Consider the following 23,244-nt stretch of genomic DNA (forward strand, 5'->3'; position numbering starts at 1 on the left):
CGCCCAACCTGCTGCGGGGACGGGAACGGGAATGGGTGGTTCAGGCACAGGAGACAGCTTCGGCCCAGGCGTCGCTCTGCGCGACCACGGCCGGGGAGTGCCCGTACAGCATTGGTCGGGCCTTCGGATCGTCCGCTTCCACGGGCACCGAGGCGTCCAACTCACCGGCTTGCACCAGGTCCAGTAGTTCCTCGGCACGTCTGATCGCGTTGTCCCGGCGGTCCTGTTCTGCCTTTTGGACAGCCACCCACGCGCCCAGGGCTATCTGCTCGCGTCGTCCGGGCTCTTCCGCGATTCATGGGGCCAGAGGGGCCGGAATCCTTGCTCTGTCCTCAGGCGCTCGGTATCCGCCAGGAAGTGAGTGGAACCGCCCGGCCAAAGGGTCACCGAACGGGCGGCGGGTCGCCGTCGCAGATCATGCCCGCATGGCAGGCATCCCGGTAGGAGTGCTCGTAAGCGCGGTCTCCGGGAGCTCTCACGCCGAGCATGATCCCGCAGATGACGACGAAGACCACGGCCTGCCCAATGGCGACCGCGCGTACGCGCCGGACCGCGGCCACAACCGTCGCCACCAGGGCCACAATCGGCACGACCGCAGCCTTCTCCAAGTAGGGGCCCGGCGGGTCGCCATAGTGCTGCGGATCCCACGACCAGTAGGACGAAGCCCAGGACAGGCCAATCACGGCAAGGACCACCAGCTCGATGACGGCCAAGGCCACCGCTATGCCCCTACCGGTGCGTTGTGCGTTCCCCTTCACCAGGGGACCATCCCCCGGACCGATGCACGGTGTCGTGAGTACCCGTACTCAAACCCGGCCGGGGCATCTCCCCACCTTCAGGATGGCCAGATTGGCTTATGCATCGGCTTCTTATGCATTGGCTTATGCATTGGCTTATGCATTGGCTTATGCATGAGTAACGAAGCCATGCAGATCTTCGTCATTGGCTCAGGCGGCATCGGCGACTGCCGTAAGCGGCTCGTCGGGCTGTGGATCCGCGTGTAGAACGCCGCCTGGGCGTGACGCTGCAGCGTGGCCGCGACGACTGAACCGGCCACCGCACCACGCCGCCCAGTGGCCGACGGGCCGCTAGTGCGGACTTGGCGTTCGACGAAGATCCTTAATCCGGTATTCGAAATGCCGTGTGCCTCTTACAGTGACGTCTAATGACACTCCTACATGCTCATGACTACGGGGGCGATGGCCCTCAACTGGTTCTCCTGCACGGTTACGGTCGGTCGCTCGCCGACTGGGACGCCTCGGCCGCCCTCCTCACCGCCGGGCACCGTGTCCTCGCCGTCGACCTTCCCGGGCACGGTCGCTCTCCCAGCAGCTCCCCCTGGACCATTCCCACCGTGGTGCAGGACATCGCGGACACGCTCGACGCGCATGGCGTGCCGGAGGCCGTTGTGGTGGGCCATTCCCTCGGCGGAATGGTCGCGGTCGAGTACGCCCGAGCGAACCCGGGCCGTGCCCGTGCCTCCGTGAATCTCGACGGCTTCTGGTGGCGACGCGAGTACCCCGGCGCTGACCGGGTGAGTGAGGGGCTGCTGGCGTCGGTCGGGACCATCGCGCCACCCGAGTACATCGAGGAGAAGGTCACCTACTCCGCCCGGCTCGGGATTCCCGCCGACCGTGCGGAGGCCGCTGCCCGCGCGGCCGCACGCCCGTTGCCCGACGGCAAGTGGCAGACACTGCCGGAACGGGTGGAGGCGCTGGAGATCTTCGACGAACTCCACAGGATCTTCGCGCTCGGTGTCACCACATGGCTGGACGGGGTCGACTGCCCGCTGCTGCTTGTACAGGCCGGCCGACAGATACCGCCTGCGCCTGGCATGGAGTGGTTCGCCGAGTTCAGCGCCCGGTTCGCAGGAGAGGTCTCCGACGAGCTGGCCGCGCTCTCCCGCACCCGGCCGACGATCAGCGTCAACCGGATTGACGCCACCCACCCCATGAACCTGGAGACTCCAGAAGAGGTGGCGACGCTGGTCACCGAGTTCGTTCGAGGACTGCCCGACTAAGAATCCGGCACAGCTCACGAACGCCGTTTTCGCCCGTTTTCCCGCCGCTCGAATGCGGACTTGAAGCAGCCCCGTTGACCTGTTTGCGCAGATCAACGGGGCTGTCTGCCGTGAACTCGTTGTCTATGGAGGGGGGTTCGCGGGCCTTGGAACCCCCAAAATCTGAGCTGCCATACGCTTGCGACCCCCGACCAAGGTCATGCGGGTATCCCCCCAGGGCGGAGGCTTGAAGGGGGCGGAGGCTTGAAGGGGGCGGAGGCTGCGGGCTTCTGCACGTCGGCCGACTCACCGCCCGACGTGCTGTGTGCGCCTCGCTCGCTTTCTTGCGCGCATGGTGCCAACGTCACAGCGGCTGAGGATTGATGGAGTTCCATCGAGTGGCGGTAGCTACCGGTCGAGTTGACTGGGTTCCGGTTGTGTGGGGATCCGCCGTTGGGCGTCGCTCTGCTTGTTGTCGGTACAGAGTTCGGCCCTGGAGGCTTCGGAGAGGTAGCGGCGGTGTCCAGGGGCGCACGCGATTGGCTTTGCGGACCCCCTCTAGGCCGTCCTGGCCTGGCGCCGGTAGCTGCCTGGGGCCAGGCCGTATTCCCGCTTGAAAGCCTTGGCGAAGGCGAACTCCGAGCCGTATCCCGTGCGGCCGGCGACCGTCACCAGCGGGGCATCGGACTCGCGTAGCAGACGGGCGGCGGTCGTCATGCGCCAGCGGGTCAGATACGCCATCGGCGGTTCGCCCACCAGCGCGGCGAACCGCCGGGCGAAGGCGGCGCGGGACAGCCCCGCCCGCTCGGCCAGCGAGGCGACGGTCCACTGGACCGAGGGGTCGTCGTGAATGGCCGACAGGGCGGGCGCCACTGCCGAGTCGCTCAGGGCCGCGGCCCAGCCCTGGGCGGCGGCCGGGGGCTGATCGTCGAGCCAGGCCCGCAGGATGTAGAGGAGCAGCGAGTCGATCAAGGCGGGCACGATGCCGTCCGAGCCGATGCGCGGGTTCTCCAGCTCGGAGCCGAGGAGTTGGACGGCGGCGCTCAGCTCCGGATGGCGGCCGTGCCGCGTCGGCAGATGGATCATCTCGGGCAGCTGGCGCACGAGGGGGTGTGGGCGGCCCTGGTCCAAGTGGTAGTTGCCGCACAGCAGGCTGGTCTCGGGACCCTCGCCACCGATCGTGATTGAGCCGATCGGTGAACCCCCTTCGTACTGCTCGTCCTTGATCTCCTCGGCCACGGTGGAGGGATGGTCGGCGAGGATATGTCCCCGCCCGTCGCGCAGGAAGATCACATCGCCGGGGCTCAGCGGCACCGGCTGCAGATGTGGTGGTGCGTCTTCGAGGGGGACCAGCCAGCAGGTCCCGTACAGCACCACATGGAACCCTGCGCCCGCGACCGGTGGCAGGCGCAGGCCCCAGGGGGCGCGGCCGTTGGTCCGTAGGGACGCTGGGTGCCCGGTACGCATCGAGGCCAGCGCCTCGGTGAGGATGTCCATCCGTCCTCGCCTCCCTGGTGCGGCCTGCCCCTCGCGGTCAGACCGTCAGGACAATCTTGCCTTGTACGTGTCCCGAACCGACGAGCTCCTGTGCCTTGCCGGCCTCCTCCAGGGGGAACGTTTCCTCGACGTACGGACGGATCAGGCCCGCGTCGACCAGCTCGGCGATCGCTTCGAGCGCGGCGTAGTCCGGCTCGACCGAGACGCCGGCGAAGCGCCGCCCGGCAGCCTCGACGCGTGCGGCGAGCTCCGGGTCGCCGTGTTCCAGGATGCTGATGAGTACGCCGCCGGGGCGCAGCACGCCGAGCGAGAGATCGCCCTGGGCCGCGGAGTCGAGAACCACGTCGGCGTCCTTGACGATCTCGGTGAAGTCGGTGGTCCGGTAGTCGATGACCTCGTCGGCGCCGAGGTCACGGACGAAATCGTGCCGAGCCGCGCTGGCGATGGCGATCACATGGGCGCCGCGTATCTTCGCGATTTGTACCGCGAAGTGGCCGACGCCACCGGCCGCCCGCTGGATCAGCACCCGGTCGCCCTCCTTGACACCTGCCGCCTGCACCAGGCCCTGCCAGGCCGTGAGCGCCGCGAGGGGGATGGCGGCGGCGTGCACATGGTCGAGCGAGGCGGGCTTGCGGGCCACCTGGCGGGACGGTACGGCGACGTACTCGGCGTACCCGGTGGCGGCCCGGGGAAAGAACGGCATCCCGTACACCTCATCGCCCACCGCGAACCTGGCGCCGGGGCCGGTCTCTTCCACCACCCCGGAAATGTCCCAGCCCACGCCGAAGGGCGGCTCGCCGAGCAGCGGCAAGGCGCCGGACCTGACGGCCACGTCCACCGGGTTGACCGCACTGGCGTGGACCCTGACAAGGACCTCGCCGGCCAGCGGCTTCGGCCGCTCGGTCTCCACGACCTCGAGTACCTCGGGGCCACCGAAGGTCTTCTGGATTATTGCGCGCACGGTAATTCTCCCTGGAATTCGTCCGGTTCCCGATGACCGGCTCAGTGGCCTACTTGAAGTGCTGCTTGATGTGCTGCTTGATGTGCTGCTTGATGTGCTCAACCCTAGGGAGATCGAATGAGCGGGAGAATAGCCTTCCGTCTCGGTTGCATGTCCCAGCGTCTTTCTCGCGGGCACTCTTGGCCATACGTGCCTCGAATGTCGACGAAGCCCCTTGACGATCACGAAGCGGATGATCAGGACACCGGCATCGGCACCGGCACCGGTACTGGCATCGGCACTGGCAGCCGGGCCGCACTGCCGTGTCGCCTCGCCTCCGCCTCCGCCTCCGCCTTCGGCACAGCGGCCAAAGCCCTCGTCTTCAGGCAACGTCCTGAGCAACGAACCTCGCCTCTGCTCAGAACGCCCCTTCAGCATCCACCGACAAACCCCCTGGCCACAGACACGGCCATGGCAGTGGGGCGGTGCTTCCTCGGGGGTAGCTGTGGGTGGCTTGTAGCGGCTGGGGTCCGGGTAAGCGATCGCTTAGCCGCCCCCCGTGCGGTAAGGCTGGTGGCGCGAGGAGAGAGGCGGCGAGCCGTGCCGGTCATCGATGTGTGGATGCAGCACCCCACGCTCCGTCACTCGAACCACGAGATGTTCGAGTCGCTGCGCCGGTGGACAGGGCAGGGGCTGCTGGAGGAGCCGTTGCCGGTCAATGCCACGGTGGCGGCAATGGCCGCGGCCGATGTCGAAACCGCGCTGGCCGCGGCCTGGTACGGGCCGCAGGGGCCGCTCATCAGCAATGATGAGGTGGCCGAGTTCGTCGCCCAGTCCGAGGGACGGCTGCGCGGGGTCGCCGGCGCCGACCTCACCCGGCCGGTCCAGGCCGTGCGGGAACTGCGCCGCGCCGTCGACGACCTCGGCTTCGTGGCCCTGCGGATCGTGCCCTGGCTGTGGCAACTCCCGCCCACCGACCGGCTGTACTACCCGCTGTACGCCGCCTGCGTCGACCTCGGCATCCCGTTCTGTACCCAGGTCGGACACACCGGCCCGCTGCGCCCGTCCGAGACCGGCCGTCCCATCCCCTACATCGACCAGGTCGCGCTCGACTTTCCGGAGCTGACGATTGTGTGCGGGCACATCGGCTACCCGTGGACCACGGAGATGATCGCGGTGGCCGACAAGCACCCCAACGTCTCCATCGATACCAGTGCCTACTCCGTCCGCCGCTACCCCCGTGAGCTGGTGGACTACCTGCGCGGACGGGGCCGCAGAAAGGTGCTTTTCGGCATGAACTACCCCATGATCAGCCCCACTCAGGCGCTGGAACACCTCGGCGACCTCGACCTGGACGAGGAGACCACCGAGCTCTTCCTGTCCGGCAACGCACGACGAATCTTCAACCTCTGACAGCACGGCACGGCACGGCACGCCGCAGCATTGCGGTCAGTTCCGCGGCCCACAAACGGATCGCCGGGAGGTGGAGAGATCGCCCGCGACCAGAAGCCGACCCCGCCTCGCCGCTGCCCGCTGTCTTCAATACACTGCCTGGCTGGCAGGATCTGCTGACCGTCGGCCCACGTATCATGATCACCGGGTCGACGGCCGAGGACGAGTCCCAGCTCCTCGCCGACACCGACGCCTGGTACGACGTCACCCAGGACGGATACGACAGCATCGTCACCATCCACGGCTGCGCCCACACGAAGGGCAAGGCCAACGGACCTGCTACTGCATGGGCCGCGCCGCCAAGGCCGGCCTGCCCCACCGCCGTATTACGGCCGTAAAACACCAAGGAACTCTCATGCCCCCCTCAGTGCCGCAGCCGAACGGTCAGCTCGCCGCCAAGATCGCTCGGCCGGCGAAGCCCGACTACAGCAACGTGTTCATCGAACCGGTCTACGCGCCGAACGGCTTCCTCGAAACCGAACCGGACGACGATCCCGAGGTGCCTGCCACCTCCCGCTTCGACTACTGACCTCACCGCGGACGTGGAACCCCCGGCGACGATGCCGCCCCCGGAACCCCGGACCCGAGCTTTGTCTTCCCCAAGGGCCGCGTCCGCATCTTCAACGGCGTTGAGGGGAACGGGCTGAGCGTCACTCCGCTGAGCCTTCATGAGCAGCCCTACGCCGTCCGTTGAAACGGCCGAACGCAGCGCACCCCGGGACGCGAGGGGGCCGCACTCTGGCCGCGCTGCGCCGCACCGTGCAACGCCACCGACACCGCCACCGCACGCCGCCAGCGGGCCCGCCCGGCCAGGTCGCTGGCGGCGGGTCGCCGGGGCGGCGGGTTGGCGGGTTGGCGGGTTGGCGCCGAAGCGTGCGTAGGCGTTGCGGCGGGCGCCCTTGCGCCGGATTGCCGGCATGTAGTCCGCTACCCCTCATGGGAAAGAGGAGCATTGCTACGCTGATCGCCGCCCTGGTCACCGGGTCCCTCTTAACGGGGGCACCGAATCCGCGTGCCGAAGCCGCAGAGCACGGCGCCGGCAATTCGCCGCCGCCGGCCGGTTCGGCCTCGATGCCAGGGTTCGCTCTCGACACGGCGACGATCCCGGAGTTGCAGGCTCGTATGGCGGAGGGTTCGCTGACCTCGTCGGCGCTGACCCGTGCGTACCTACGGCGGATCAAGACGATCGACCCCAAGATCCACTCGGTGCTGCGTACCGATCCGACGGCCCTGCGCCAGGCGGCCGCCAGCGACGCCAGGCATCGGCATGGCGACACCCGTGGCCCGCTCGACGGCATCCCCGTCCTGCTCAAGGACAACGTGAACACCCGCGACATGCCGACGACGGCTGGGTCGCTTGCGCTCGCCGGGAGCCCGCCGGACACCGATGCCGCGCTGGTGACCCGGTTGCGGGACGCGGGGGCGGTGATCCTCGGCAAGACCAACCTGTCCGAATGGGCGAACTTCCGTGCGGCGAAGCCGACATCAGGGTGGTCGGCGGTGGGTGGACAGACCAGCAACCCGTACGTACTGGACCGGAATCCGTGCGGGTCGTCCGCCGGTTCGGCCGCCGCGCTCGCCGCGTCGTTGTCGCAGGTGGCGATCGGCACCGAGACGGACGGCTCCATCGTGTGTCCGGCCGGGATGAACGGGGTGGTCGGCTACAAGCCCACCCTCGGGCTGGTCAGTCAGTCCGGCGTGGTGCCGATCTCCGCCGAGCAGGATACGGCGGGGCCCATGGCGCGCAACGTGATCGATGCCGCGCTCACCCTCTCGGTGCTCAGCGGCGGTGACACCTCGCGTTCCGGCGGCCCCGCCGGCCCTGGCAGCCCTCTCGCCCTCATCGGCCCTGGCAGTCCCTTCGGCCCCGTCAGCCCGGCCGGCCCCGTCAGCCCAGCCGGCCTCCCGGAGGTCCGCCGACAGGTGGATGCGCCGCTGACACACCCCGCCGATCTGCACGGTAAACGGATCGGCCTGTGGCGACTGCCCTCGCTCGGGTCGGACGTGGATTCCCTGATGACCCGTACGGCGGAGAAACTGCGCAACGCGGGGGCCGAAGTCGTCGAGGTGACGCCGCCGCACCAGAAGCGCCTCGCCGAACTCGAATTCCCGGCGCTGCTGAGCGAGTTCCACCGGGATATCGACGCCTACCTCGCCACCCGCAAGGGGCCCCAGAAGCTTGCCCAGCTCATCGACTTCAACCGCACCCACCCGGCGGAGCGGACCTGCTTCGCCGGGCAGGAGCTGTTCGAGCAGGCCTTCGCCGCACCACCCACCACCGACCCGAAATACCGGGCCATACGCGCCGAGTTGAAGGACCTTTCCCGGCGTTCCATCGACGAGACCATGGCCGCCCATCGGTTGGATGCCATCGCCTCGCCGACGAACCCGCCCGCCTGGAGAACCGACTGCGCGCGAGGCGACAACGACGTGATCCCGTCCTCCACCCCCGCGGCCGTGGCCGGGTACCCGTCGTTGTCGGTGCCTGCCGGGTTCGTCGACGAGTTGCCCGTCGGCCTGCTCCTGATGGCCGGTGGCCACCAGGACATCAAACTGCTGTCGCTGGGGGCCGCGGTGGAACACCGACTGGACGCCTGGCGAGCGCCGCGTTACCTGCCGTCGGTGCGGCCCAGCACCTCCCGGTGAAGGGGCCGGCCACGGCACCCGCCCGGCGCAGCAAGGGCGCCCCGCCGGCCCGACTCCGATCGCGCTCAGCCCTGCACTTGGGAGTCTGATGACTTTGTGACGCAGGTCAGGTGGCCCGCTCAGACAACCGGCTCGCCGATACCCAGCATGTTTCCCTCGCAGTCGCGGAACCAGGCGCCGCGTTCACCTCGTGCGCCCTTGCTCGGGTAGTTCCCGTCGACCTCGGCGATCCCGTCCCTCGTTCGAAACCCGGGCGCGTCGACCTCCTCGAACACCACGCCGCGCCGTTGGAGTTCCGACATGACTGTCTCAATGTCGTCGACTTCCCACGCCATCTGAGTGAAGGTACCGGGCGAGGCTCCCGTCGATTGGAAGAGCACGAAGTCCGCACCTCCGCACCGGTAGAGCAGCCCGCCAGGCCGTTCGTCGACGGGCTCCAGACCTAGCTTTTCGGAGTAGAAACGCCGCGCCCGGTCCAGGTCCTGGGCTGGAAGCCTGGTCGCTACGCGTCCCCGGGCCAGAAGGTTCCTGTCATCTGCGTTCATGGCCCCACTGTGCCGTGAGGGGTGGCCGGAGCGTGGAGGCGACAGGCACATGCCGCAGTGCGGGCACGATGACCTCGCCGACACAGCACGGGACCTCTGAGCACCCAGACCGGCGAATGCGTTGGGAGTTCACCGGCTTGACCTGCACGTTCACCGAGAACGGGTAGTTGCCGAGGAGGCGCCGACCTTCCAGTCACGCACCGGGATCAACGTGCCGCCCACGATCCACAGCCGTTCCATCGTGTCCCCGGGACGGGCGGCCGGCGCGATGGCGAGCAGTGGCCTCCCCCTTCGCCCCGCGATGTGCCGGCATCGGGCTCGCTCGTAAGGTTGGGCAGGTGACTGGGGACCTACGCGTTTGTTTCATCGGTGACTCCTTCGTCCAGGGGATTGGCGACCCGGAGTATCGGGGCTGGGTCGGCCGGGTGCTCGCGGCCACCCGCGGCGACATCACGGCCTTCAACCTCGGCATCAGGCGCAACACTTCCGAGGACGTTCTGCGTCGGTGCTGGCAGGAGGTCCTGCCCCGTATCCTGCCTGATGCCGACAACCGGCTGGTCGTCTCCTTCGGCAGCAACGACACCATCGAGGAGAACGGCACGGTCCGCGTCGACCCGGCCCGCTGCCTGGACAACCTGGCCTCGATCCTGGAAGAGAGCCGGCGCCGTGCGATCGCCCCACTGGTGGCAGGCCCCCCACCGGTTATCGGCGCAGGCGAAGCGCATCTGCGACGGACCACGAAAGTCGCCGACGAGATGGCCGTCCTCTGCCACTCACAGAACGTCCCGTTCATCGGCACGACTCTGGACCTGGCCAACGACCCCATCTGGACCCAGGAAGCCATGGCCGGCGACGGCGCACACCCCGGCAGCGGCGGCTACCAGAGGCTGGCCGACCTCATCCTCGCCAGCCAGTGGCACGAATGGATCAGCCACCCGCGCCCATGACGGGCATCAGCCGCCGCCACGCTCACCCTCCGTCACCGTCACGGCCAGATCTGCCCCCAGCCGGCACTCCTGTGCCTGGCGGAGCGCCGTAGTTCGGCCGTCAGCTCCAGACCGTGACGTGGCTCCCGAGGCCCGAGATCCCGGAACCGATTTGCCGAACCGGCAATAAGGCTCGCGGTACCCCCGCCATCCGTCAAAGGATCGTCGCCCGAGCCGTTGGACTGCGGCCAGCCGGTACCAGCCGGTGGTGCATGCGGCGACGGCAGATCGGCAACCCGGGAGGAAGCATGTCGCAGCCCGTCCAGGCCACGGCCGTCACCCATCGCCTGGTCCCCTCTCCCGTCGGCAGAACCCACGTGGTGGAGCAGGGAGTTGGGCCGCTGGTACTGCTGGTGCACGGTTTTCCCGAGTCCTGGTATTCCTGGCGCCATCAGCTGCCGGTGCTGGCCGCGGCCGGGTACCGGGCGGTTGCGTTCGACGCTCGCGGCTACGGGCGTTCCTCCAAGCCCGAGGGCGTGGCCGCATACCGGATGCTCGACCTGGTCGAGGACGCCGTCGCCGTGGTGCACGCGCTCGGCGAGCAGACCGCGGTGATCGTCGGGCACGACTGGGGCTCGGTCATCGCCGCGAACTCCGCCCTCGTCAGGCCGGACGTCTTTCGTGCGGTCGGACTGCTGAGCGTTCCCTACGCGCCGCCTGGTGGGCCGCGACCCAGTGAGATCTTCGCGCAGATGGGCGGGGACGAGGAGTTCTACGTCAGCTACTTCCAGGAGCCCGGCCGGGCCGAGGCCGAGATCGAACCAGATGTCCGCGGCTGGCTCGCCGGCTTCTACGCCGCCCTGTCCGCCGACACCATGCCCGCCACCGACGCCCCGGACCCGCACTTCGCGAGCCGTGGCGGGACGCTGCGCGACCGATTCCCGGCCGGATCGCTGCCCGCCTGGCTCAGCGAGGACGACCTCGACGTCTACGCTGCGGAGTTCGAGCGGACCGGTATGCGTGGAGCCCTCAACCGCTATCGGAACATGGACCGCGACTGGGAAGACCTCGCCCCCTTCGAGGGGGCGCCCCTCACCCAGCCGTCCTTGTTCATCGGCGGCGCCCTGGACGCCTCCACGACATGGCTGGCCGACGCGATCAAGGCGTACCCCACCACCCTGCCCGGCTTGGTCTCGTCACACGTCCTCGACGGCTGCGGCCACTGGATCCAGCAGGAGCGCCGCGACGAGGTCAATCAGATCCTGACCGGCTGGCTTGCCTCCCTGCCCACCTGAGCCCCTCCCGGAGAACCCCGGGTCCCGGCCCCGCACCGGGAGACTTTCACCAACACCCCCAAATCACACCAACGCCCTGCCAATTCAAGGGAATTGGATGATTTTCCCGCATCTTCCCAGGCCAGCCTGCCTCAACCACCCCCTCAATTGCAGGAACGCAAGATCGTTTCGCGTATGCTTATCAACAAGTAACCGCTCTTTTCGACCAGGGGGACCCTATGCGTCGACACATTTCCGCTTTCGCCGTCACGGCCGTAATGGCCGGAGGTGTACTGTTCGCGGCCCTGCCCGCACAGGCCGCCACCACGATCACCAGCGGCCACGCCGCGGTGGCCCGAGGCGCCATTCAGGTCAACATCAACGAGCTGCGTCAGCAGTCCGCCGACCTGAAGTCCAAGGCAGACCGACTGGACCAGGAAGGTGAGCACGCGGCGGCCGACCGCGCCCGCACCGAGGCCCGCGCCATCGACCAGAAGATCCAGGCATACCTCGATGCCGAGAACAACGCCTGATCGCTCCGGCACCGGCACATAGCTGCAGCCAGTTCAACGCCCGCCTCGACACCATCGGGGCGGGCGTTGTCGTGCAGCCGCAGTCATCCGGCGTAGCCGGCGGCGGAGCACGCCGCGGCGCGAGGTCAGACCGTGCCGGCGCCCCCGACTGCGAGCACCAGTTTGCCGGTGGTGGAGCCGGACTCGATACGGCGGTGTGCCTCGGCGGCCCGCGCCAGCGGCAGCGTCTCGGTCTGCACGCGCAGTTCCCCGCTCGCCGCCGCGGCGACCGCGCGGCGCAGTGCCCGGCCCGCCTCCGCGGGGAAGGCACCGGAGAACGCGGCAAGGTTGAAGCCGGAGACCGTCTTGTTGGTGAACCACAGCTCGTTGGCGGGAATCGCGACGTCCTCCGCGCCCGAGGCGTTCCCCATGGCGACCAGCCGGCCCATCGGGGCCAGGGCGTCCAGACTGGCCCGGCGGGCCGGCCCGCCCACCATGTCCACCACGATGTCGAACTCGCCCACACCGGCGAGCTGATCGCGCAGGATCGCTTCGTCGTAGCCGAAGCTCTTGGCCGTCTCGACCTTGGCCGCGCTGCCGACCGTGCCGACGACCCGGCCCGCGCCCAGCAGCCGGGCAACCTGGCCCAGTTGGCTGCCCACGCCGCCTGCAGCGGCGTGCACCAGAACGCTCTCGCCGGGCTGGAGGCGGGCCACCCGGTCGAGCACCAGGAACGCGGTGGTGCTGTTCGACGGGAGCGCCGCCGCGACATCCAGCCCCAGGTCGTAGCCGTCCAGCGGGGCAACCAGCTCGGCCGCAGTGGTCACCACTTCCCCGTAGCCGCCGCCGTCGACAATGGTCAGCGCGGCGACCGGCTGCCCCACCGTCAGCCCCTCGACCCCCGGGCCCAGAGCCCGGATATGGCCGGAGACCTCGATGCCGGGCACGAAGGGCAGCGGCACGTCCACCACGCCCTGCCGGAAGAGGACCTCGGCGAAGTTGGCACCCGCGTACGCCACGTCGATCGCGACCTGCCCCGCACCGGGCTCGGGCACCCGCACCTCGGCGGGACGGAGGACGTCGGCGGTGCCGAACTCGGGGATCGTGATGGCCTTCATCTGCATGCTGCTGTTCGTCATGGTGACCATGGTGCTGGCCCGGCACGGCGGCAGACAGTGCCGGTTCATCCTGGGTGTGCCACCACCAGGCTGCGCCCCTACGGCCCGGCTGCTCCAACTCGCCAACTACCGTGCTCGGTCAACTGGTTCGCGCGACCCTAGCGTGACCCTCCCCTGACCTTCGTATGACCTTCGTGTGGCCTTCGCATGACCTTCGTTTGACCGAGGGCTTCAGTTGGCGGGGGAGCGCTTGGGTGGCAGCTCTGAGCGCTACGGGTTCGACCAGCATCCTCTCTCCCGTCGACGACTGTCCTGTGTCAGTCCTGAGTCACTCCTGAGTCAGTCCTGTGTCACCGGACCTTGACTGAGTGCCATCCAGGTTTGAGTAGCGGTACTCAGGCTCGAGGCGGCCCTGCTCACGGAGCATGGTGAACATGCTGATGTGGGTCGTGGACCTTGGCTCGGCAGCCTTGCTCACAGCGCTGGAGGCGGCCGCGCTCACCGCGTTCTGGTTTGCCGAAGGCCTCAAACAATGGGCCGCAGGGGGAACAAGCCCACCTGGTGCTGCGGCCCGGTTCCGCCTGGTGCTGACCGTCGGGCCGACGAGCTTGGCGGCGGTCAGCTACGGCTTCTACCGGGCTGGCCTGCCCGTGGCGTGCGGTTCTCAGGCCCTGCTGGCCGCCGTCCTCACCCTGCTACTGATTCTGGGGGAAGGAACGGAGTGCATCCGCTGGATTGCCCGTCGTTCCTCAAGGAGGCGTCGGGTCCGTGAGCGCCGTCGCCAGCGAGGGCGAACTGCTTGGCGGGGCGGCAAGCGACGGCCACAATCATCCCGCGATGGCGGCCGCAGCGGCTCCCAGACTCACCATTGATCACGGATCACACCGCCGGTGATCACGGATCACGCCGCCGGAGAGTGAAGTGACACCCGAGGTCGTCGGCGTCGTGGCGCCGGACCCCTCAGGCCGGGGAAGCGGCCGAGGCCGGCAGGCCGAACAGTGGTACGCCGTACCTGCTACTGAAGGTGCGGCTGCGGCGCACGGTGAGCGCCGCCACCGCACCCAGAATCGCGAGGGACTGGAATCTGCCGATCATGGGCACCAGGTCGACGGGCAGGGCCAGCGCCTCCATGGTGCTCAGTATGGCGTCGAGCAACTGCGCGCCACCCCACAGCCACGTCAGTCCCCGCAGCGCAGAGCGCAATTCCGGCAGGTCATGCCAGGCACGCTCCGCCGCCTCTTGCGAGGCCGGCCCGCGCAGTCGGCGCCCGAAGTGGTACGGAAACGGCCTGGACGCGAACAGCGAGCTCAGGATCCACACCCCCAGCACGGCGGGGATGCCCGCGTCCTTCAACAGCAGCATCCGCGGACTGCCGCTGATCAGTGAGGTAGCCGCCGATGCCGCGAGCAGGACAACGACCAGGAGATCGAAGTAGTCGACGCGTCGGTGCACTACGGCCGTGACCAGCAAGTGCGCCGCCGGTACGACACTGCTCAGCATCAAGGCCTGCCACTGGGCGATGCCCTGCGCCCGGAGCGCGTAGTAGAGGACGAGCGGCAGCAGGATATTGACGATCAGCGGCACGAAAGACGCGCGCCAACGGTGCGCGCTCCGCGCATCCGCAGCTTCCATGAGAGCCTCCAGCGGTTCGGCGGCCGGGCGATCCGGCACTTCGTCGACCTACGTCGACCTGCATCGACCTGCATCGACGTTAGGAGCCGGGCGGGTGCAGAATCATCGACCCCTAGGCCGGTCCCGGTGAGGGCGCTCTCCACCTCGCCTCCACCACCGGGTGGAGATGCGGCAACGCCGCGCGTCGAGGTGATGGCGCCATCCCTCGGAGCCGGTGCCGGAGCCGGAGCCGGAGCCGGAGCTGAAGCTGAAGCCGGTGCCCGGCTCACCACGGCGGCCAGGAGCTGGTGCGAACGGCATCCCCGCCCGCGAGGTGACCAAGCCACGCATGCCCGACGCGTTCCACTCCTCGCGCGTACGGACACCGCAAACACCCCAAACTTCGCAAACCCCCAGAGGCGGAGATCGTGGACCGAGACCCTTCGCCCGGTCGGCCGGCAGCCTGGTTCCGCCGGCGCCCGCTGCCCGGTCGCGGCCGTGGTGCATGATTCCCGGTGGTCAATGACGGTGGCGTGCGGAGGCAGGCGGAGGCAGGAATGGATGCGAGGGCCAGCCAGGGGCGGGTCTTGCTGGTGGATGACGATGCCGCGATCCGGCGGTCGCTGGGACGCGGACTCCGGTTGAACGGGTTCACCGTCGACCTGGCGGACGGTGGCCGGAGCGCGCTGGCGAACTTGGCGGAGACGGCGCCTGATGTGGTGGTCCTGGACATCTCGATGCCCGACCTCGACGGCATCGCGGTGTGCCGGAGCCTGCGGAGCGGCGGCAACGACATACCGGTGCTGATGCTCTCCGCCCTCGACGAGGTCGCGGACCGGGTGGCCGGCCTGCAGGCGGGCGGGGACGACTACCTCGTCAAGCCGTTCGCCCTCGATGAGCTGGTGCTGCGCCTGCATGCGCTGCTGCGCCGGCGGCCGCCGGCCGCGACGGACGCCGTACGGGTCGGGGGCCTGGCACTCGATGCGGCGGCGCGCACCGCCCGCCTGGACGGCCGGCCGGTGGAGCTGACCCGGCGCGAGTTCGAGCTGCTCGAAGTCCTGGCGCGCAATGCGGGCCTGGTCCTGACCCGCGACCAGCTGCTGGACCGGGTGTGGGGATACGACTTCGAGGTCCGTACCGACGCAGTGGACACCTTCGTCAGCTATCTGCGCCGCAAGCTGGAGGCGGACGGGCGGGCCAGGATCGTCCACACGGTGCGCGGCGTCGGCTTCGTCCTGCGCGACGACGAGAGCGACGAAGGGGGGCACCGGTCGTGAGGTTGTCCACCCGGATCGCGATCGTGGTGGGAATTGTCGTGCCGCTGCTGGTGATTGCTTCCGGCTGGGTGCTGGTGGGGCTGGTCGGCAAGGATCTGCACGCCCAGGCCGACCAGCGGCTGAACGAGCGCGCCCAGAGCGTGGCCACTGCCGCTCGCGGTCTGCTACGTGCCGCGTCCCACGGCCGGCCACGCGCCGAACAGGCGCACCAGCGCAAGCTCTTCACCTCGGCTTTGGACGTGGGCATCCGTCTGACCGGCCCGGCCGGCACCGTCATGGACGGCCCCCAGCCCGACCCCTCCGTGCACCTGCCGGCTCAGACCGAGCGTCCGGTCACCGTCCGGGCGCACGGACAGACGTGGCGCGTCATGACCGTGCCGGTCACCGGCAGCCGGCCCGGGGTGCGCGGGACGCTGTGGCTGTTCTCCCCGGACAGCGCGAGCCAGGCGCAGATCCAGCTCGTACGCAGCAGGGTGATCACCGTCGCGGTGCTCGCCGCTCCGTTGTCCGCAGCCCTGGCCTGGGCGCTGGCCGCCGGCGCGGCCCGGCCGCTGCGGCGCCTGCAGCAGCGCACCAGCGGCCTCGACCCGCACACCAGCTCGGCCCGCCTGGAGCACACCCCGACCAGGATCACCGAGGTCGACGACCTCGCGCACACTCTGCAGACCGTCCTTGCCCGCTACGACGAGCAGGCGACCCGCACCGCCGAGGCCCTCGCCACCGCACGGTCCTTCTCGGCCGCCGCCTCCCACGAGCTGCGCACCCCGCTGATGAGCATGCAGACCAACCTCGACATCCTCGACGCCTTCCAGGACCTCGATCCCACGGACCGTTCGGAAACGGTGGAGGATCTGCGGCGTGGGCACGCCCGTCTGCTGGGGTTGTTGGTGATGCTGCGGGCGCTCGCCCAAGGTGACCTCGTCGAGGCGGACGCGTTCGCGCCTGTCGATCTGGCCGACCTCGCCGACGCCTCCGTGTCCGAGCTGCGCCGCAACCATCCCGCGGCCGAGGTGACGCTCCGCAGCGCCCCGGGCCTGACGGTGCACGGATGGCAGCCGGGGCTGCGTTCGCTGCTGGACAACCTTCTGGCCAACGCCCTGGCGCACGGCCGGTCCACCGACGGCAGCGCCCACGTCGCCGTGAGCCTACGGGCGGCTGACGACGGCGGCGCCCCGGCGGCCGTCCTGACCGTGGACGACCAGGGCCCCGGCGTGCCACCCGAGCAGCGGCAGTCAGTCTTCCAGCGGTTCCACCGCCGCGCCGACAGTCCCGGATCCGGCCTGGGCCTGACGCTGGTAGCCCAGCAGATCGCCCTGCACCGCGCGCACCTCCGTGTGCTGGACGGACCCGGCGGCCGAGGCGCCCGCTTCGAGATCACCTTTCCCCTCACGCGCGCCGGTGACCTCGGGGCGGCGATGCCGCAGCACCGGGACTGGCTGACGGACACCGCCGGGCATCGACAGGAATTCCACAAGGAACGTCACTAGTTTCCTCACCGCGTGGACGGGCGCCGTGCCCGTCGCGCGCGGAGGAGGACGCCGTGGGCACCGGGAAGATCGTGGACCCGTCCCAGGCCGCGGGGGCGGCTGCAGCGGGCAGCGGTGCTGTCGGCCAACGCTTCCGAAGCCGAGTACGCGAAGCGCTGGTACGCGACGCCCCAGCACGCGAAGCCCCGGTACTCGAAGTCCCACCACGCGAAGCGCTGGCACGCGACGCCCCGGTGCACAAGACGCCGCACGATGCCCGTATCCACGCTGCGGCGGTGGCCGGAAAGCCCGCGCACGGTGGCGTGCTATCCGCCCGGTCCAGGGCGCGACATGGCCTCGGCGGGCGGCGCGATGCGTGGATCGCCGGTCTGGCAGCGGCCGGTCTTGCCGTAGCCGCCCTCGTCTACGGTGCTCTGGTCACCGCAGACGGCAGCGGAGTACGCCTCGAACGGCCGGTCACGAACCCCACCGCCCCCACTTCGGTGCACCCCACAGACAACAGCGCTGGGCGACTGACCGAGCGACTGGCTGCTCGGCTGACTGAGCGGCTGACTGAGCGGCCCGGTATCTGAGCCCGCCGCTGTCCGAGCCGGCCGGCCTCCTCACAAAGAAACCACAAGAACGGCTCCTACCTTCGCGCTCACACGGCCTCCGCTGTTTCCCAGCCGGTGGTCCGTAAGCCCGTATCCGCGCAGCACACAGATGGGAGACACCCTCATGCAGCGTCGTAAGACGACCATGACCGCGGCCTTCGCGGGACTCGTCCTCACCGGCATGGTGGCCGCAACCGCCCCCTCCTTCGCAGCCGACAGCACGGCCCCCTCGGCCTCGGCCACCGCACACACCAAGGATCCCCAGCACGCCTCCCGGCACGCCAACGGCCCCAAGGGTGACGGCGCGAAGGCGTTGTGCCGTCGGGTGCCGAAGCTGGAACGCCGGATCGATCGCCGGATCAAGCGGATGGAGGCGGGGGTGGGTACGCGCGGCTCGATCAAGTTCCTGGAGCAGCGCATCGCCCATGCCAAGAAGAAGAACCACGCGGCCATCGCGAAGTTCCTCGGCGACCGCCTCACCACCCGCAAGGCACTGCTGCCCGCTCTCCAGCAGAAGCAGCCGGACCTGAAGGACGTCGCGACCTGGTGCAAGGCGAACAACAACGGCAAGACGGCTCCGGCCAACCCGACGTCATGAGCCGCCGCCGAGGCCTGCCCGCCCTGGTAACGGCTGCTCTCGTGGTACCCGTCCTGGCCACCACCGCCTGCTCGCACTCCTCCGAGCCGGACCACGCGGCGCCGACCGCGAGCACCAGTTCCTCGGCCTCGAAGGACCAACTGCCCGCGATGCAAAAGAAAGTCGACGACGCCGAGCACGCCGCCGACTCGGCGGACGCCAACGGCAACGCCGACAACGCCGGAAACTGACACCTGCCGCCTCCGCCGGGCCGCCCCAGAGACACCCGGCGGAGTCGGTCAGCTACGGCCCGGTCGCGACCGGCGCCGGCACCCCCTCCGCGTCGCCGTCCTTGTCAGGTTTGAGCATGGTGTCCACGGTGAGTACGCCCGCCAATATCAGCGAGCGCAGGGGTTCGGGCCCACCGGGATAAAACCATCGACATCGACCAGGCGTTGGCCACCTTCCAAGGACTCGGAGCCGAGAACCCAGCCAGCCCCACTGCCTTTGCCCCTGCCTCTGCCCCTGCCCCCTCCCCCGTTCCCCCTTCCCCCTTCCCCCTTCCCATCGTCAGCCGCGGGCCAGGGCCGTCAGAAATTGCGTCTCCGAGTCGTGCCGCCGCGCGGCGATCCTGGGGACCGCGACGAGGGCGGCGAGGGCCCGGCACCAGCCCAGCACACGATCGGGAGACAGCCCGGGAACCAGCGCCGCCAGCCTCTCGATCCTTTGCTCCAGCTCCGCGAGATCCGCAACTTCCGCCAGCACCCAGTCCACCGTGTCGAAGTCGGGGTCGCCCCAAGCAGGCCGTGGATCGATCGCGACCATGCCGACACCCGTACCGGACAACACATTGGCCAGATGAAGATCACCGTGCACAAGCCCCACGGGGCCACTGGTGGCAAGTTCCAGGGCTGCCGTTCGGACGCGATCGAGCGCCGCCGAGTCACACAGCCCGCTCGGGTCCGCTGCGGCCGCCCGGCGGCCGGCCAAGTCGAAGAGGAAATCGACCCGGTGTGACAGCGGCCGCACCACCGAGTGCCGGCCTGGCGCGGGAGAAGCGACCCGCAAATCCCGAAGCAATGCGGCGGCCTCGGGCAACCGCCAGGCCCGCTGATTCAACGGTACTCCCGGCTCCACGCCCTCCAGCAGCAAGGCTCCAGCGGCAAGATCCTGCGCCAGCAGAGTGACCACCGACGGAGCCGCCGCCCAGGCCTGCAGAGCTTCGGCTTCCTCTGAGGCAATCACGGGGTCGGGTGTGAGCTTCAACCACACAGAAGTGCCGTCAGCACGCCGCAGACAGCGGAACACCCGCGAGGTGCCGCCCCCGCCTGCCTGGACAGGATCCAGATTCCAGCGAGCGGCGAGTCCGGCCACGAGAGTCGGCAGTTCGTCGCACCAGGCAAGCACCTCAGCCCCGAACCGAACGACGAGCCGGTCGCGGGCCGCTGGCGCGACACAGGCCATATTCCTCAACACGTCCCCGTCCCTCTCAGGCGGCTGACCCTTCTCACGTTCCAAGACCTTGCCGCGCGCCAGAGCCTGTCCCATGAACAGAGTCCTCGCGCAACTACGGCTGGAACTACGACTGGAACTAGGACTGGAACTAGGACTACGACCAGGACTACAACTACAAGTCGAGCTCCCCGACTGTCTGGTTCCCGCTCGTCTCGCCCGTCGGCCGAAAGCCGAGTCCCAAGTAGAAGCCTTCAGGGCCGCCCTCGCCTGGATGCCAAGTGGTAGTCAGGCGAGTGCCGCCACGACGGCGGATCTCGGCAGCCACGGACTCGACTGCGAAGCGTCCGTATCCTCGGCCCTGCTCGTTGGCTGTGATGTTGAGACGCCAGAGGCCGGAGCGGATGTCGGTGCCCATGCCATCGCCGATCCAGTCGAGGTCGAAGAAGGCCATGAGAAAGCCGACGGGACGGTCGCCGTCAAGGATGAGGCGGGGCCAGGCTATGTCGGGATAGACGTAGGCCTCGGCCAGAGACTTCACGACCGGCGCGACCAGGTGCTCCTGATCTGGACGGACCCGTAGGCCGACCGCGACATCGAAGTTCTCCGGGCTGATCTTCTCCAGACGGAGTGTGCTCGTCATGCAGAAACCATAAGACGGTTGATCAAGTGAATTCCGATGTCATGTCGTCAGAGCCGGAACCCCCTGGTCGAAGGCGGGCTCTTCGCCGAGCTGCGGACGGTCACGGACGTGCGGCAGATGGTCGCGGTCTTGCCTGAGGCGAACTTCAACTACGCGGATATGCGTACCGGTCCAGCGGGTGAGGACATCTGGTTCGACCTCGACGTGACGACGACGGACGACGCCACACTGCAGCCGCACCTGTCGCTGGACATCATGGAGGACGCCCCGACGGGGAGCGCAGAAGAACGCTTCGTAGCGGCTCTTGGCCAGGGCACGGCCGCCATCGACTGGCACGGCTTGTGGCCGGACGAGCCGGAGGCGGACCGATACGGCGTTGCCAAGTAGGGACACTCACAGCAACGCCGTCGGAAGCGCACCATTGGACCAGCGCGCAGGCACTGGTCAGCGTTCCGTCGATACGCCGTGACTTCAAGATTGGGAAGCCTTCAGTGCCTCGGCGCCGGCGGTTGGCCCGCCGGCGCTTCGGCTCCGGGATGAGGTGCTTGAACTGGCGCCGTCGCAGGTGGCGACGGTTGCAGTGGTTGCGACGGTTACAGCAGTTGCAGCGGTAACGACGGTTGCGGCGAGACCCGTACGCCTTCCGGTGACCGGGACGAAATGGCCTAGTGTGCAGCCCCCGCACCGGGGACCTCGTGGAGAACCATCGCGGACCCACCACCCCTGCGCTTCGGTTCGGCGACCGCCTGGGTCCGGCCGTCGGGGAGGAACTCCAACGCGGCGACGGCGCCGATCTCCGGTGAGGGGGTGAAGGTCTTCGGGGCCTCGACGAAGTGCTGGCCAAGCCGTTCCAGCGCGGCGCGCTCCGGGGACTTGAGGAACGCCGGTTCGGCCTCGGTGTCCGTACGGTTGCGCTGCGAGATCCGTGGTGCGGCGACCGCTTCGGGCAGGGTCATACCCAGGTCGACGCGGTTGACCAGCGTCTGCAGCACGGTCGTGATGATCGTGGCGCCGCCCGGCGAGCCGACGGCGAGGAGCGGCCGGCCGTCCTTCAGGACGATCGTCGGGGACATGCTGCTGCGCGGGCGCTTGCCTGGGCCAGGCAGGTTCGGGTCGGGCACGTCCTTGGCGAGCGGGGTGAAGTCGAAGTCGGTCAGCTCGTTGTTGAGCAGGAAGCCACGTCCGGGCACGGTGATCGCGGAGCCGCCGGTCTGCTCGATGGTGAGGGTGTACGACACCACGTTGCCCCAGCGGTCCGAGGCCACCAGGTGCGTGGTCGAGGGGCCTTCGTACGGTTCCTGGTTACCGGTCCCCTTCGTGCACCCGGCGCCGGGACTGCGGGGATCCGCAGGCGCGACCGGGCTGGTCAGGGCGGTGGTGGGGCTGATCAGGCAGGCACGGTCCTTGGCGAACTTCTTGGACAGCAGCTCCCTGGTGGGAACGTCGGAGAAGGCCGGGTCGCCCACCCACCTGTTGCGGTCGGCGAACGCGATACGGCTGGCTTCGAGGTAGTGGTGGAGTGCCTGGACGCGGTCGGCCGCGGACAGGTGGAAGTTCTCCAGGATGTTGAGCGCCTCGCCGACGCTGGTGCCGCCGGACGCGGAGGGCGCCATGGAGTACACGTCGAGGCCGCGGTAGGTGGTGTGGGTCGGATCGCGGCGCAGCGCGGTGTACTTCGCGAGGTCGCCGGCCGCCATCAGGCCAGGACGTACCTTCGTGTCGGACCCAGGTGCCACCGGCGGGTGCTGGACGGTCCGGACGACATCGCGCCCGATGCCGCCCCGGTAGAGCGCACCCATCCCCTCACGGGCCAGTTGCCGGTACGTACGGGCGAGGTCCGGGTTGCGGAAGCGCGAACCCACGACCGGGAGTTGGCCGTGCGGCAGGAAGAGCTTCGCGGTGGAGGAGATGTTCCGGAAGCGCTTCTCGTTCATCTCGGTCTGGGCGCGGAATTCGTCGTTGACGACGAAGCCGTCCTCGGCGATCCGCGTCGCGGGCCGCAGCGCCTTCGCCGGCGATATCGTTCCCCAGTCGCGCAGCGCCTTCTGCCAGGTCGCGGGGGTACCCGGTACGCCCACGGAGAGGCCGGAGTTGACGGCATCGGGGAACGGAATCGGCTTGCCCGTCGAAGGGTCGATGAACGCGTCCGACTTCATACGGTCCGGAGCGGTCTCCCGGCCGTCGATGGTGCTGACCTTGCCGGTGCGGGCGTTGTAGTACGTGAAATAGCCGCCTCCCCCGACACCCGCGGAATACGGCTCTACGACTCCCAGAGCAGCCGCGGTGGCCACCGCGGCGTCAACGGCATTGCCACCGTGCCGCAGCACCTCCATACCGGCCTGGGAGGCGTAGGGGTTGACGCTGGAGACCGCACCGCCGCTACCGGTGGCGACGGACTCCTTGGCGGGCGGCTTGAGTCCGGTTTCCGACGCGGCCACATCGGCACGGGACGGGGAGCCGATGCCCGGCTGGGCACCTGCACTGAGGGAGAGAGCGAGCGGGACGGCGAACACCGCGACGGATGCGGCGGCGATCACGGTACGACGGGCAGGCAAGACGCCTCCGGGTATCTCGAAGGGAGCTGAGATTGCCGAAACCCTGACAGGACGCGATCGGTGCAGCAACGCCTGACGGGAATAATTGCGCTACTTCTGAGGTTCCCCCTCGGTAACTACGTCAGCGGGGGGACAGTGCA

24 protein-coding genes and 2 pseudogenes are annotated in these 23,244 nt (G+C 69.0%); 14 read left to right on the forward strand and 12 right to left on the reverse strand.

Going from position 1 to position 23,244, the window contains the following annotated elements; all coding sequences use genetic code 11:
- Positions 1-40 precede the first annotated feature (40 nt).
- On the reverse strand, positions 41-247 hold the full coding sequence (locus tag ACZ4S3_RS32285) for a hypothetical protein (protein ID WP_467940656.1): 207 nt from the start codon (positions 245-247) through the stop codon (positions 41-43).
- Between the two features lie 136 nt (positions 248-383).
- On the reverse strand, positions 384-713 hold the full coding sequence (locus tag ACZ4S3_RS32290) for a DUF6234 family protein (RefSeq protein WP_467940658.1): 330 nt from the start codon (positions 711-713) through the stop codon (positions 384-386).
- A 452-nt stretch (positions 714-1,165) separates the two neighbouring features.
- On the opposite strand from ACZ4S3_RS32290, the gene ACZ4S3_RS32295 reads away from it, so the two are divergent.
- On the forward strand, positions 1,166-2,020 hold the full coding sequence (locus ACZ4S3_RS32295) for an alpha/beta fold hydrolase (RefSeq protein WP_467940660.1): 855 nt from the start codon (positions 1,166-1,168) through the stop codon (positions 2,018-2,020).
- A gap of 537 nt (positions 2,021-2,557) precedes the next feature.
- Here ACZ4S3_RS32295 and ACZ4S3_RS32300 read toward each other — a convergent pair.
- Positions 2,558-3,496: an AraC family transcriptional regulator gene (locus ACZ4S3_RS32300; RefSeq protein ID WP_467940662.1), complete on the reverse strand. Its 939-nt coding sequence runs from the start codon at positions 3,494-3,496 to the stop codon at positions 2,558-2,560.
- 37 nt (positions 3,497-3,533) lie between these two features.
- Positions 3,534-4,457: an NADP-dependent oxidoreductase gene (locus ACZ4S3_RS32305; RefSeq protein WP_467940664.1), complete on the reverse strand. Its 924-nt coding sequence runs from the start codon at positions 4,455-4,457 to the stop codon at positions 3,534-3,536.
- 579 nt (positions 4,458-5,036) lie between these two features.
- Between ACZ4S3_RS32305 and ACZ4S3_RS32310 the strand changes: the two genes are divergently transcribed.
- The 4 genes from ACZ4S3_RS32310 to ACZ4S3_RS32325 all read left to right on the forward strand — a co-directional run bounded on the left by ACZ4S3_RS32310 (position 5,037) and on the right by ACZ4S3_RS32325 (position 8,534).
- Positions 5,037-5,849, forward strand: a complete 813-nt coding sequence (locus ACZ4S3_RS32310) for an amidohydrolase family protein (protein WP_467940666.1) — start codon at positions 5,037-5,039, stop codon at positions 5,847-5,849.
- Positions 5,850-6,025: 176 nt separating this feature from the next.
- Complete coding sequence (locus ACZ4S3_RS32315) at positions 6,026-6,226, forward strand: hypothetical protein (RefSeq protein WP_467940668.1); 201 nt, start codon at positions 6,026-6,028, stop codon at positions 6,224-6,226.
- Between the two features lie 17 nt (positions 6,227-6,243).
- Positions 6,244-6,417 carry a hypothetical protein gene (locus ACZ4S3_RS32320; protein ID WP_467940670.1) on the forward strand — a complete coding sequence of 58 codons (174 nt, stop codon included), beginning with the start codon at positions 6,244-6,246 and terminating at the stop codon, positions 6,415-6,417.
- Between the two features lie 407 nt (positions 6,418-6,824).
- Positions 6,825-8,534 (forward strand): amidase family protein, encoded by a 1,710-nt coding sequence (locus tag ACZ4S3_RS32325; RefSeq protein ID WP_467940672.1) that lies wholly within the window; start codon positions 6,825-6,827, stop codon positions 8,532-8,534.
- Positions 8,535-8,653: 119 nt separating this feature from the next.
- Here ACZ4S3_RS32325 and ACZ4S3_RS32330 read toward each other — a convergent pair whose 3' ends face one another.
- On the reverse strand, positions 8,654-9,079 hold the full coding sequence (locus tag ACZ4S3_RS32330; protein ID WP_467940674.1) for a VOC family protein: 426 nt from the start codon (positions 9,077-9,079) through the stop codon (positions 8,654-8,656).
- 139 nt (positions 9,080-9,218) lie between these two features.
- A pseudogene (locus ACZ4S3_RS32335) lies at positions 9,219-9,391 on the reverse strand (IS5/IS1182 family transposase); the annotation flags it as partial.
- A 26-nt stretch (positions 9,392-9,417) separates the two neighbouring features.
- Here ACZ4S3_RS32335 and ACZ4S3_RS32340 point away from each other — a divergent pair.
- The 3 genes from ACZ4S3_RS32340 (at position 9,418) to ACZ4S3_RS32350 (ending at position 11,812) form a co-directional block, all read left to right on the forward strand.
- Positions 9,418-10,026, forward strand: coding sequence for a GDSL-type esterase/lipase family protein (locus ACZ4S3_RS32340; protein ID WP_467940676.1), 609 nt, complete (start codon positions 9,418-9,420; stop codon positions 10,024-10,026).
- 287 nt (positions 10,027-10,313) lie between these two features.
- On the forward strand, positions 10,314-11,300 hold the full coding sequence (locus ACZ4S3_RS32345) for an alpha/beta fold hydrolase (protein ID WP_467940678.1): 987 nt from the start codon (positions 10,314-10,316) through the stop codon (positions 11,298-11,300).
- 218 nt (positions 11,301-11,518) lie between these two features.
- Positions 11,519-11,812, forward strand: coding sequence for a hypothetical protein (locus ACZ4S3_RS32350; RefSeq protein ID WP_467940680.1), 294 nt, complete (start codon positions 11,519-11,521; stop codon positions 11,810-11,812).
- A gap of 125 nt (positions 11,813-11,937) precedes the next feature.
- Here ACZ4S3_RS32350 and ACZ4S3_RS32355 read toward each other — a convergent pair whose 3' ends face one another.
- Together ACZ4S3_RS32355 and ACZ4S3_RS32360 are read right to left on the reverse strand one after the other, a co-directional pair.
- Positions 11,938-12,930: a quinone oxidoreductase family protein gene (locus ACZ4S3_RS32355; RefSeq protein WP_467940682.1), complete on the reverse strand. Its 993-nt coding sequence runs from the start codon at positions 12,928-12,930 to the stop codon at positions 11,938-11,940.
- Positions 12,931-13,869: 939 nt separating this feature from the next.
- Complete coding sequence (locus ACZ4S3_RS32360; RefSeq protein WP_467940684.1) at positions 13,870-14,541, reverse strand: VC0807 family protein; 672 nt, start codon at positions 14,539-14,541, stop codon at positions 13,870-13,872.
- A gap of 536 nt (positions 14,542-15,077) precedes the next feature.
- On the opposite strand from ACZ4S3_RS32360, the gene ACZ4S3_RS32365 reads away from it, so the two are divergent.
- The 5 genes from ACZ4S3_RS32365 (at position 15,078) to ACZ4S3_RS32385 (ending at position 18,705) form a co-directional block, all read left to right on the forward strand.
- A complete protein-coding gene (locus tag ACZ4S3_RS32365; RefSeq protein WP_467940686.1) occupies positions 15,078-15,797 on the forward strand; it encodes a response regulator transcription factor in 720 nt (239 codons plus the stop codon).
- Positions 15,794-17,284 carry a sensor histidine kinase gene (locus ACZ4S3_RS32370; RefSeq protein WP_467940688.1) on the forward strand — a complete coding sequence of 497 codons (1,491 nt, stop codon included), beginning with the start codon at positions 15,794-15,796 and terminating at the stop codon, positions 17,282-17,284. Before ACZ4S3_RS32365 ends, ACZ4S3_RS32370 begins: the two co-directional genes overlap by 4 nt.
- Positions 17,285-17,337: 53 nt before the next feature.
- Complete coding sequence (locus ACZ4S3_RS32375; RefSeq protein WP_467940690.1) at positions 17,338-17,856, forward strand: hypothetical protein; 519 nt, start codon at positions 17,338-17,340, stop codon at positions 17,854-17,856.
- A gap of 145 nt (positions 17,857-18,001) precedes the next feature.
- Complete coding sequence (locus tag ACZ4S3_RS32380; protein ID WP_467940692.1) at positions 18,002-18,475, forward strand: hypothetical protein; 474 nt, start codon at positions 18,002-18,004, stop codon at positions 18,473-18,475.
- On the forward strand, positions 18,472-18,705 hold the full coding sequence (locus ACZ4S3_RS32385; RefSeq protein ID WP_467940694.1) for a hypothetical protein: 234 nt from the start codon (positions 18,472-18,474) through the stop codon (positions 18,703-18,705). Before ACZ4S3_RS32380 ends, ACZ4S3_RS32385 begins: the two co-directional genes overlap by 4 nt.
- 319 nt (positions 18,706-19,024) lie before the next feature.
- Here the strand turns inward: ACZ4S3_RS32385 and ACZ4S3_RS32390 are convergent, their stop codons facing one another.
- Together ACZ4S3_RS32390 and ACZ4S3_RS32395 are read right to left on the reverse strand one after the other, a co-directional pair.
- Complete coding sequence (locus tag ACZ4S3_RS32390; protein WP_467940696.1) at positions 19,025-20,002, reverse strand: aminoglycoside phosphotransferase family protein; 978 nt, start codon at positions 20,000-20,002, stop codon at positions 19,025-19,027.
- Positions 20,003-20,081: 79 nt separating this feature from the next.
- Positions 20,082-20,549: a GNAT family N-acetyltransferase gene (locus tag ACZ4S3_RS32395; protein WP_467940698.1), complete on the reverse strand. Its 468-nt coding sequence runs from the start codon at positions 20,547-20,549 to the stop codon at positions 20,082-20,084.
- Between the two features lie 36 nt (positions 20,550-20,585).
- Here ACZ4S3_RS32395 and ACZ4S3_RS32400 point away from each other — a divergent pair, with 36 nt between their 5' ends.
- Positions 20,586-20,936 (forward strand): hypothetical protein, encoded by a 351-nt coding sequence (locus tag ACZ4S3_RS32400; protein WP_467940792.1) that lies wholly within the window; start codon positions 20,586-20,588, stop codon positions 20,934-20,936.
- A gap of 97 nt (positions 20,937-21,033) precedes the next feature.
- On the opposite strand, the pseudogene ACZ4S3_RS32405 reads toward ACZ4S3_RS32400, so the two are convergent.
- Positions 21,034-21,219, reverse strand: a pseudogene (locus ACZ4S3_RS32405) (hypothetical protein); the annotation flags it as partial.
- Entirely contained in the window at positions 21,215-23,104 is a 1,890-nt protein-coding gene (ggt, locus tag ACZ4S3_RS32410) for a gamma-glutamyltransferase (RefSeq protein WP_467940700.1), read from the reverse strand. The pseudogene ACZ4S3_RS32405 and the gene ggt, both read right to left, overlap by 5 nt.
- Between the last annotated feature and the right edge of the window lie 140 nt (positions 23,105-23,244).

The sequence above is a fragment of the Streptomyces sp. NPDC028368 genome (genome assembly GCF_055565615.1).

Coding starts and splice junctions, on each gene's coding strand:
- ACZ4S3_RS32295 (WP_467940660.1), top strand. CDS start 1,166: ATGACACTCCTACATGCTCATGACTACGGGGGCGATGGCCCTCAACTG.
- ACZ4S3_RS32300 (WP_467940662.1), bottom strand. CDS start 3,496: ATGGACATCCTCACCGAGGCGCTGGCCTCGATGCGTACCGGGCACCCA.
- ACZ4S3_RS32315 (WP_467940668.1), top strand. CDS start 6,026: ATGATCACCGGGTCGACGGCCGAGGACGAGTCCCAGCTCCTCGCCGAC.
- ACZ4S3_RS32320 (WP_467940670.1), top strand. CDS start 6,244: ATGCCCCCCTCAGTGCCGCAGCCGAACGGTCAGCTCGCCGCCAAGATC.
- ACZ4S3_RS32325 (WP_467940672.1), top strand. CDS start 6,825: ATGGGAAAGAGGAGCATTGCTACGCTGATCGCCGCCCTGGTCACCGGG.
- ACZ4S3_RS32330 (WP_467940674.1), bottom strand. CDS start 9,079: ATGAACGCAGATGACAGGAACCTTCTGGCCCGGGGACGCGTAGCGACC.
- ACZ4S3_RS32345 (WP_467940678.1), top strand. CDS start 10,314: ATGTCGCAGCCCGTCCAGGCCACGGCCGTCACCCATCGCCTGGTCCCC.
- ACZ4S3_RS32350 (WP_467940680.1), top strand. CDS start 11,519: ATGCGTCGACACATTTCCGCTTTCGCCGTCACGGCCGTAATGGCCGGA.
- ACZ4S3_RS32355 (WP_467940682.1), bottom strand. CDS start 12,930: ATGACGAACAGCAGCATGCAGATGAAGGCCATCACGATCCCCGAGTTC.
- ACZ4S3_RS32360 (WP_467940684.1), bottom strand. CDS start 14,541: ATGGAAGCTGCGGATGCGCGGAGCGCGCACCGTTGGCGCGCGTCTTTC.
- ACZ4S3_RS32365 (WP_467940686.1), top strand. CDS start 15,078: ATGGATGCGAGGGCCAGCCAGGGGCGGGTCTTGCTGGTGGATGACGAT.
- ACZ4S3_RS32380 (WP_467940692.1), top strand. CDS start 18,002: ATGCAGCGTCGTAAGACGACCATGACCGCGGCCTTCGCGGGACTCGTC.
- ACZ4S3_RS32385 (WP_467940694.1), top strand. CDS start 18,472: ATGAGCCGCCGCCGAGGCCTGCCCGCCCTGGTAACGGCTGCTCTCGTG.
- ACZ4S3_RS32390 (WP_467940696.1), bottom strand. CDS start 20,002: ATGGGACAGGCTCTGGCGCGCGGCAAGGTCTTGGAACGTGAGAAGGGT.
- ACZ4S3_RS32395 (WP_467940698.1), bottom strand. CDS start 20,549: ATGACGAGCACACTCCGTCTGGAGAAGATCAGCCCGGAGAACTTCGAT.
- ACZ4S3_RS32400 (WP_467940792.1), top strand. CDS start 20,586: ATGTCATGTCGTCAGAGCCGGAACCCCCTGGTCGAAGGCGGGCTCTTC.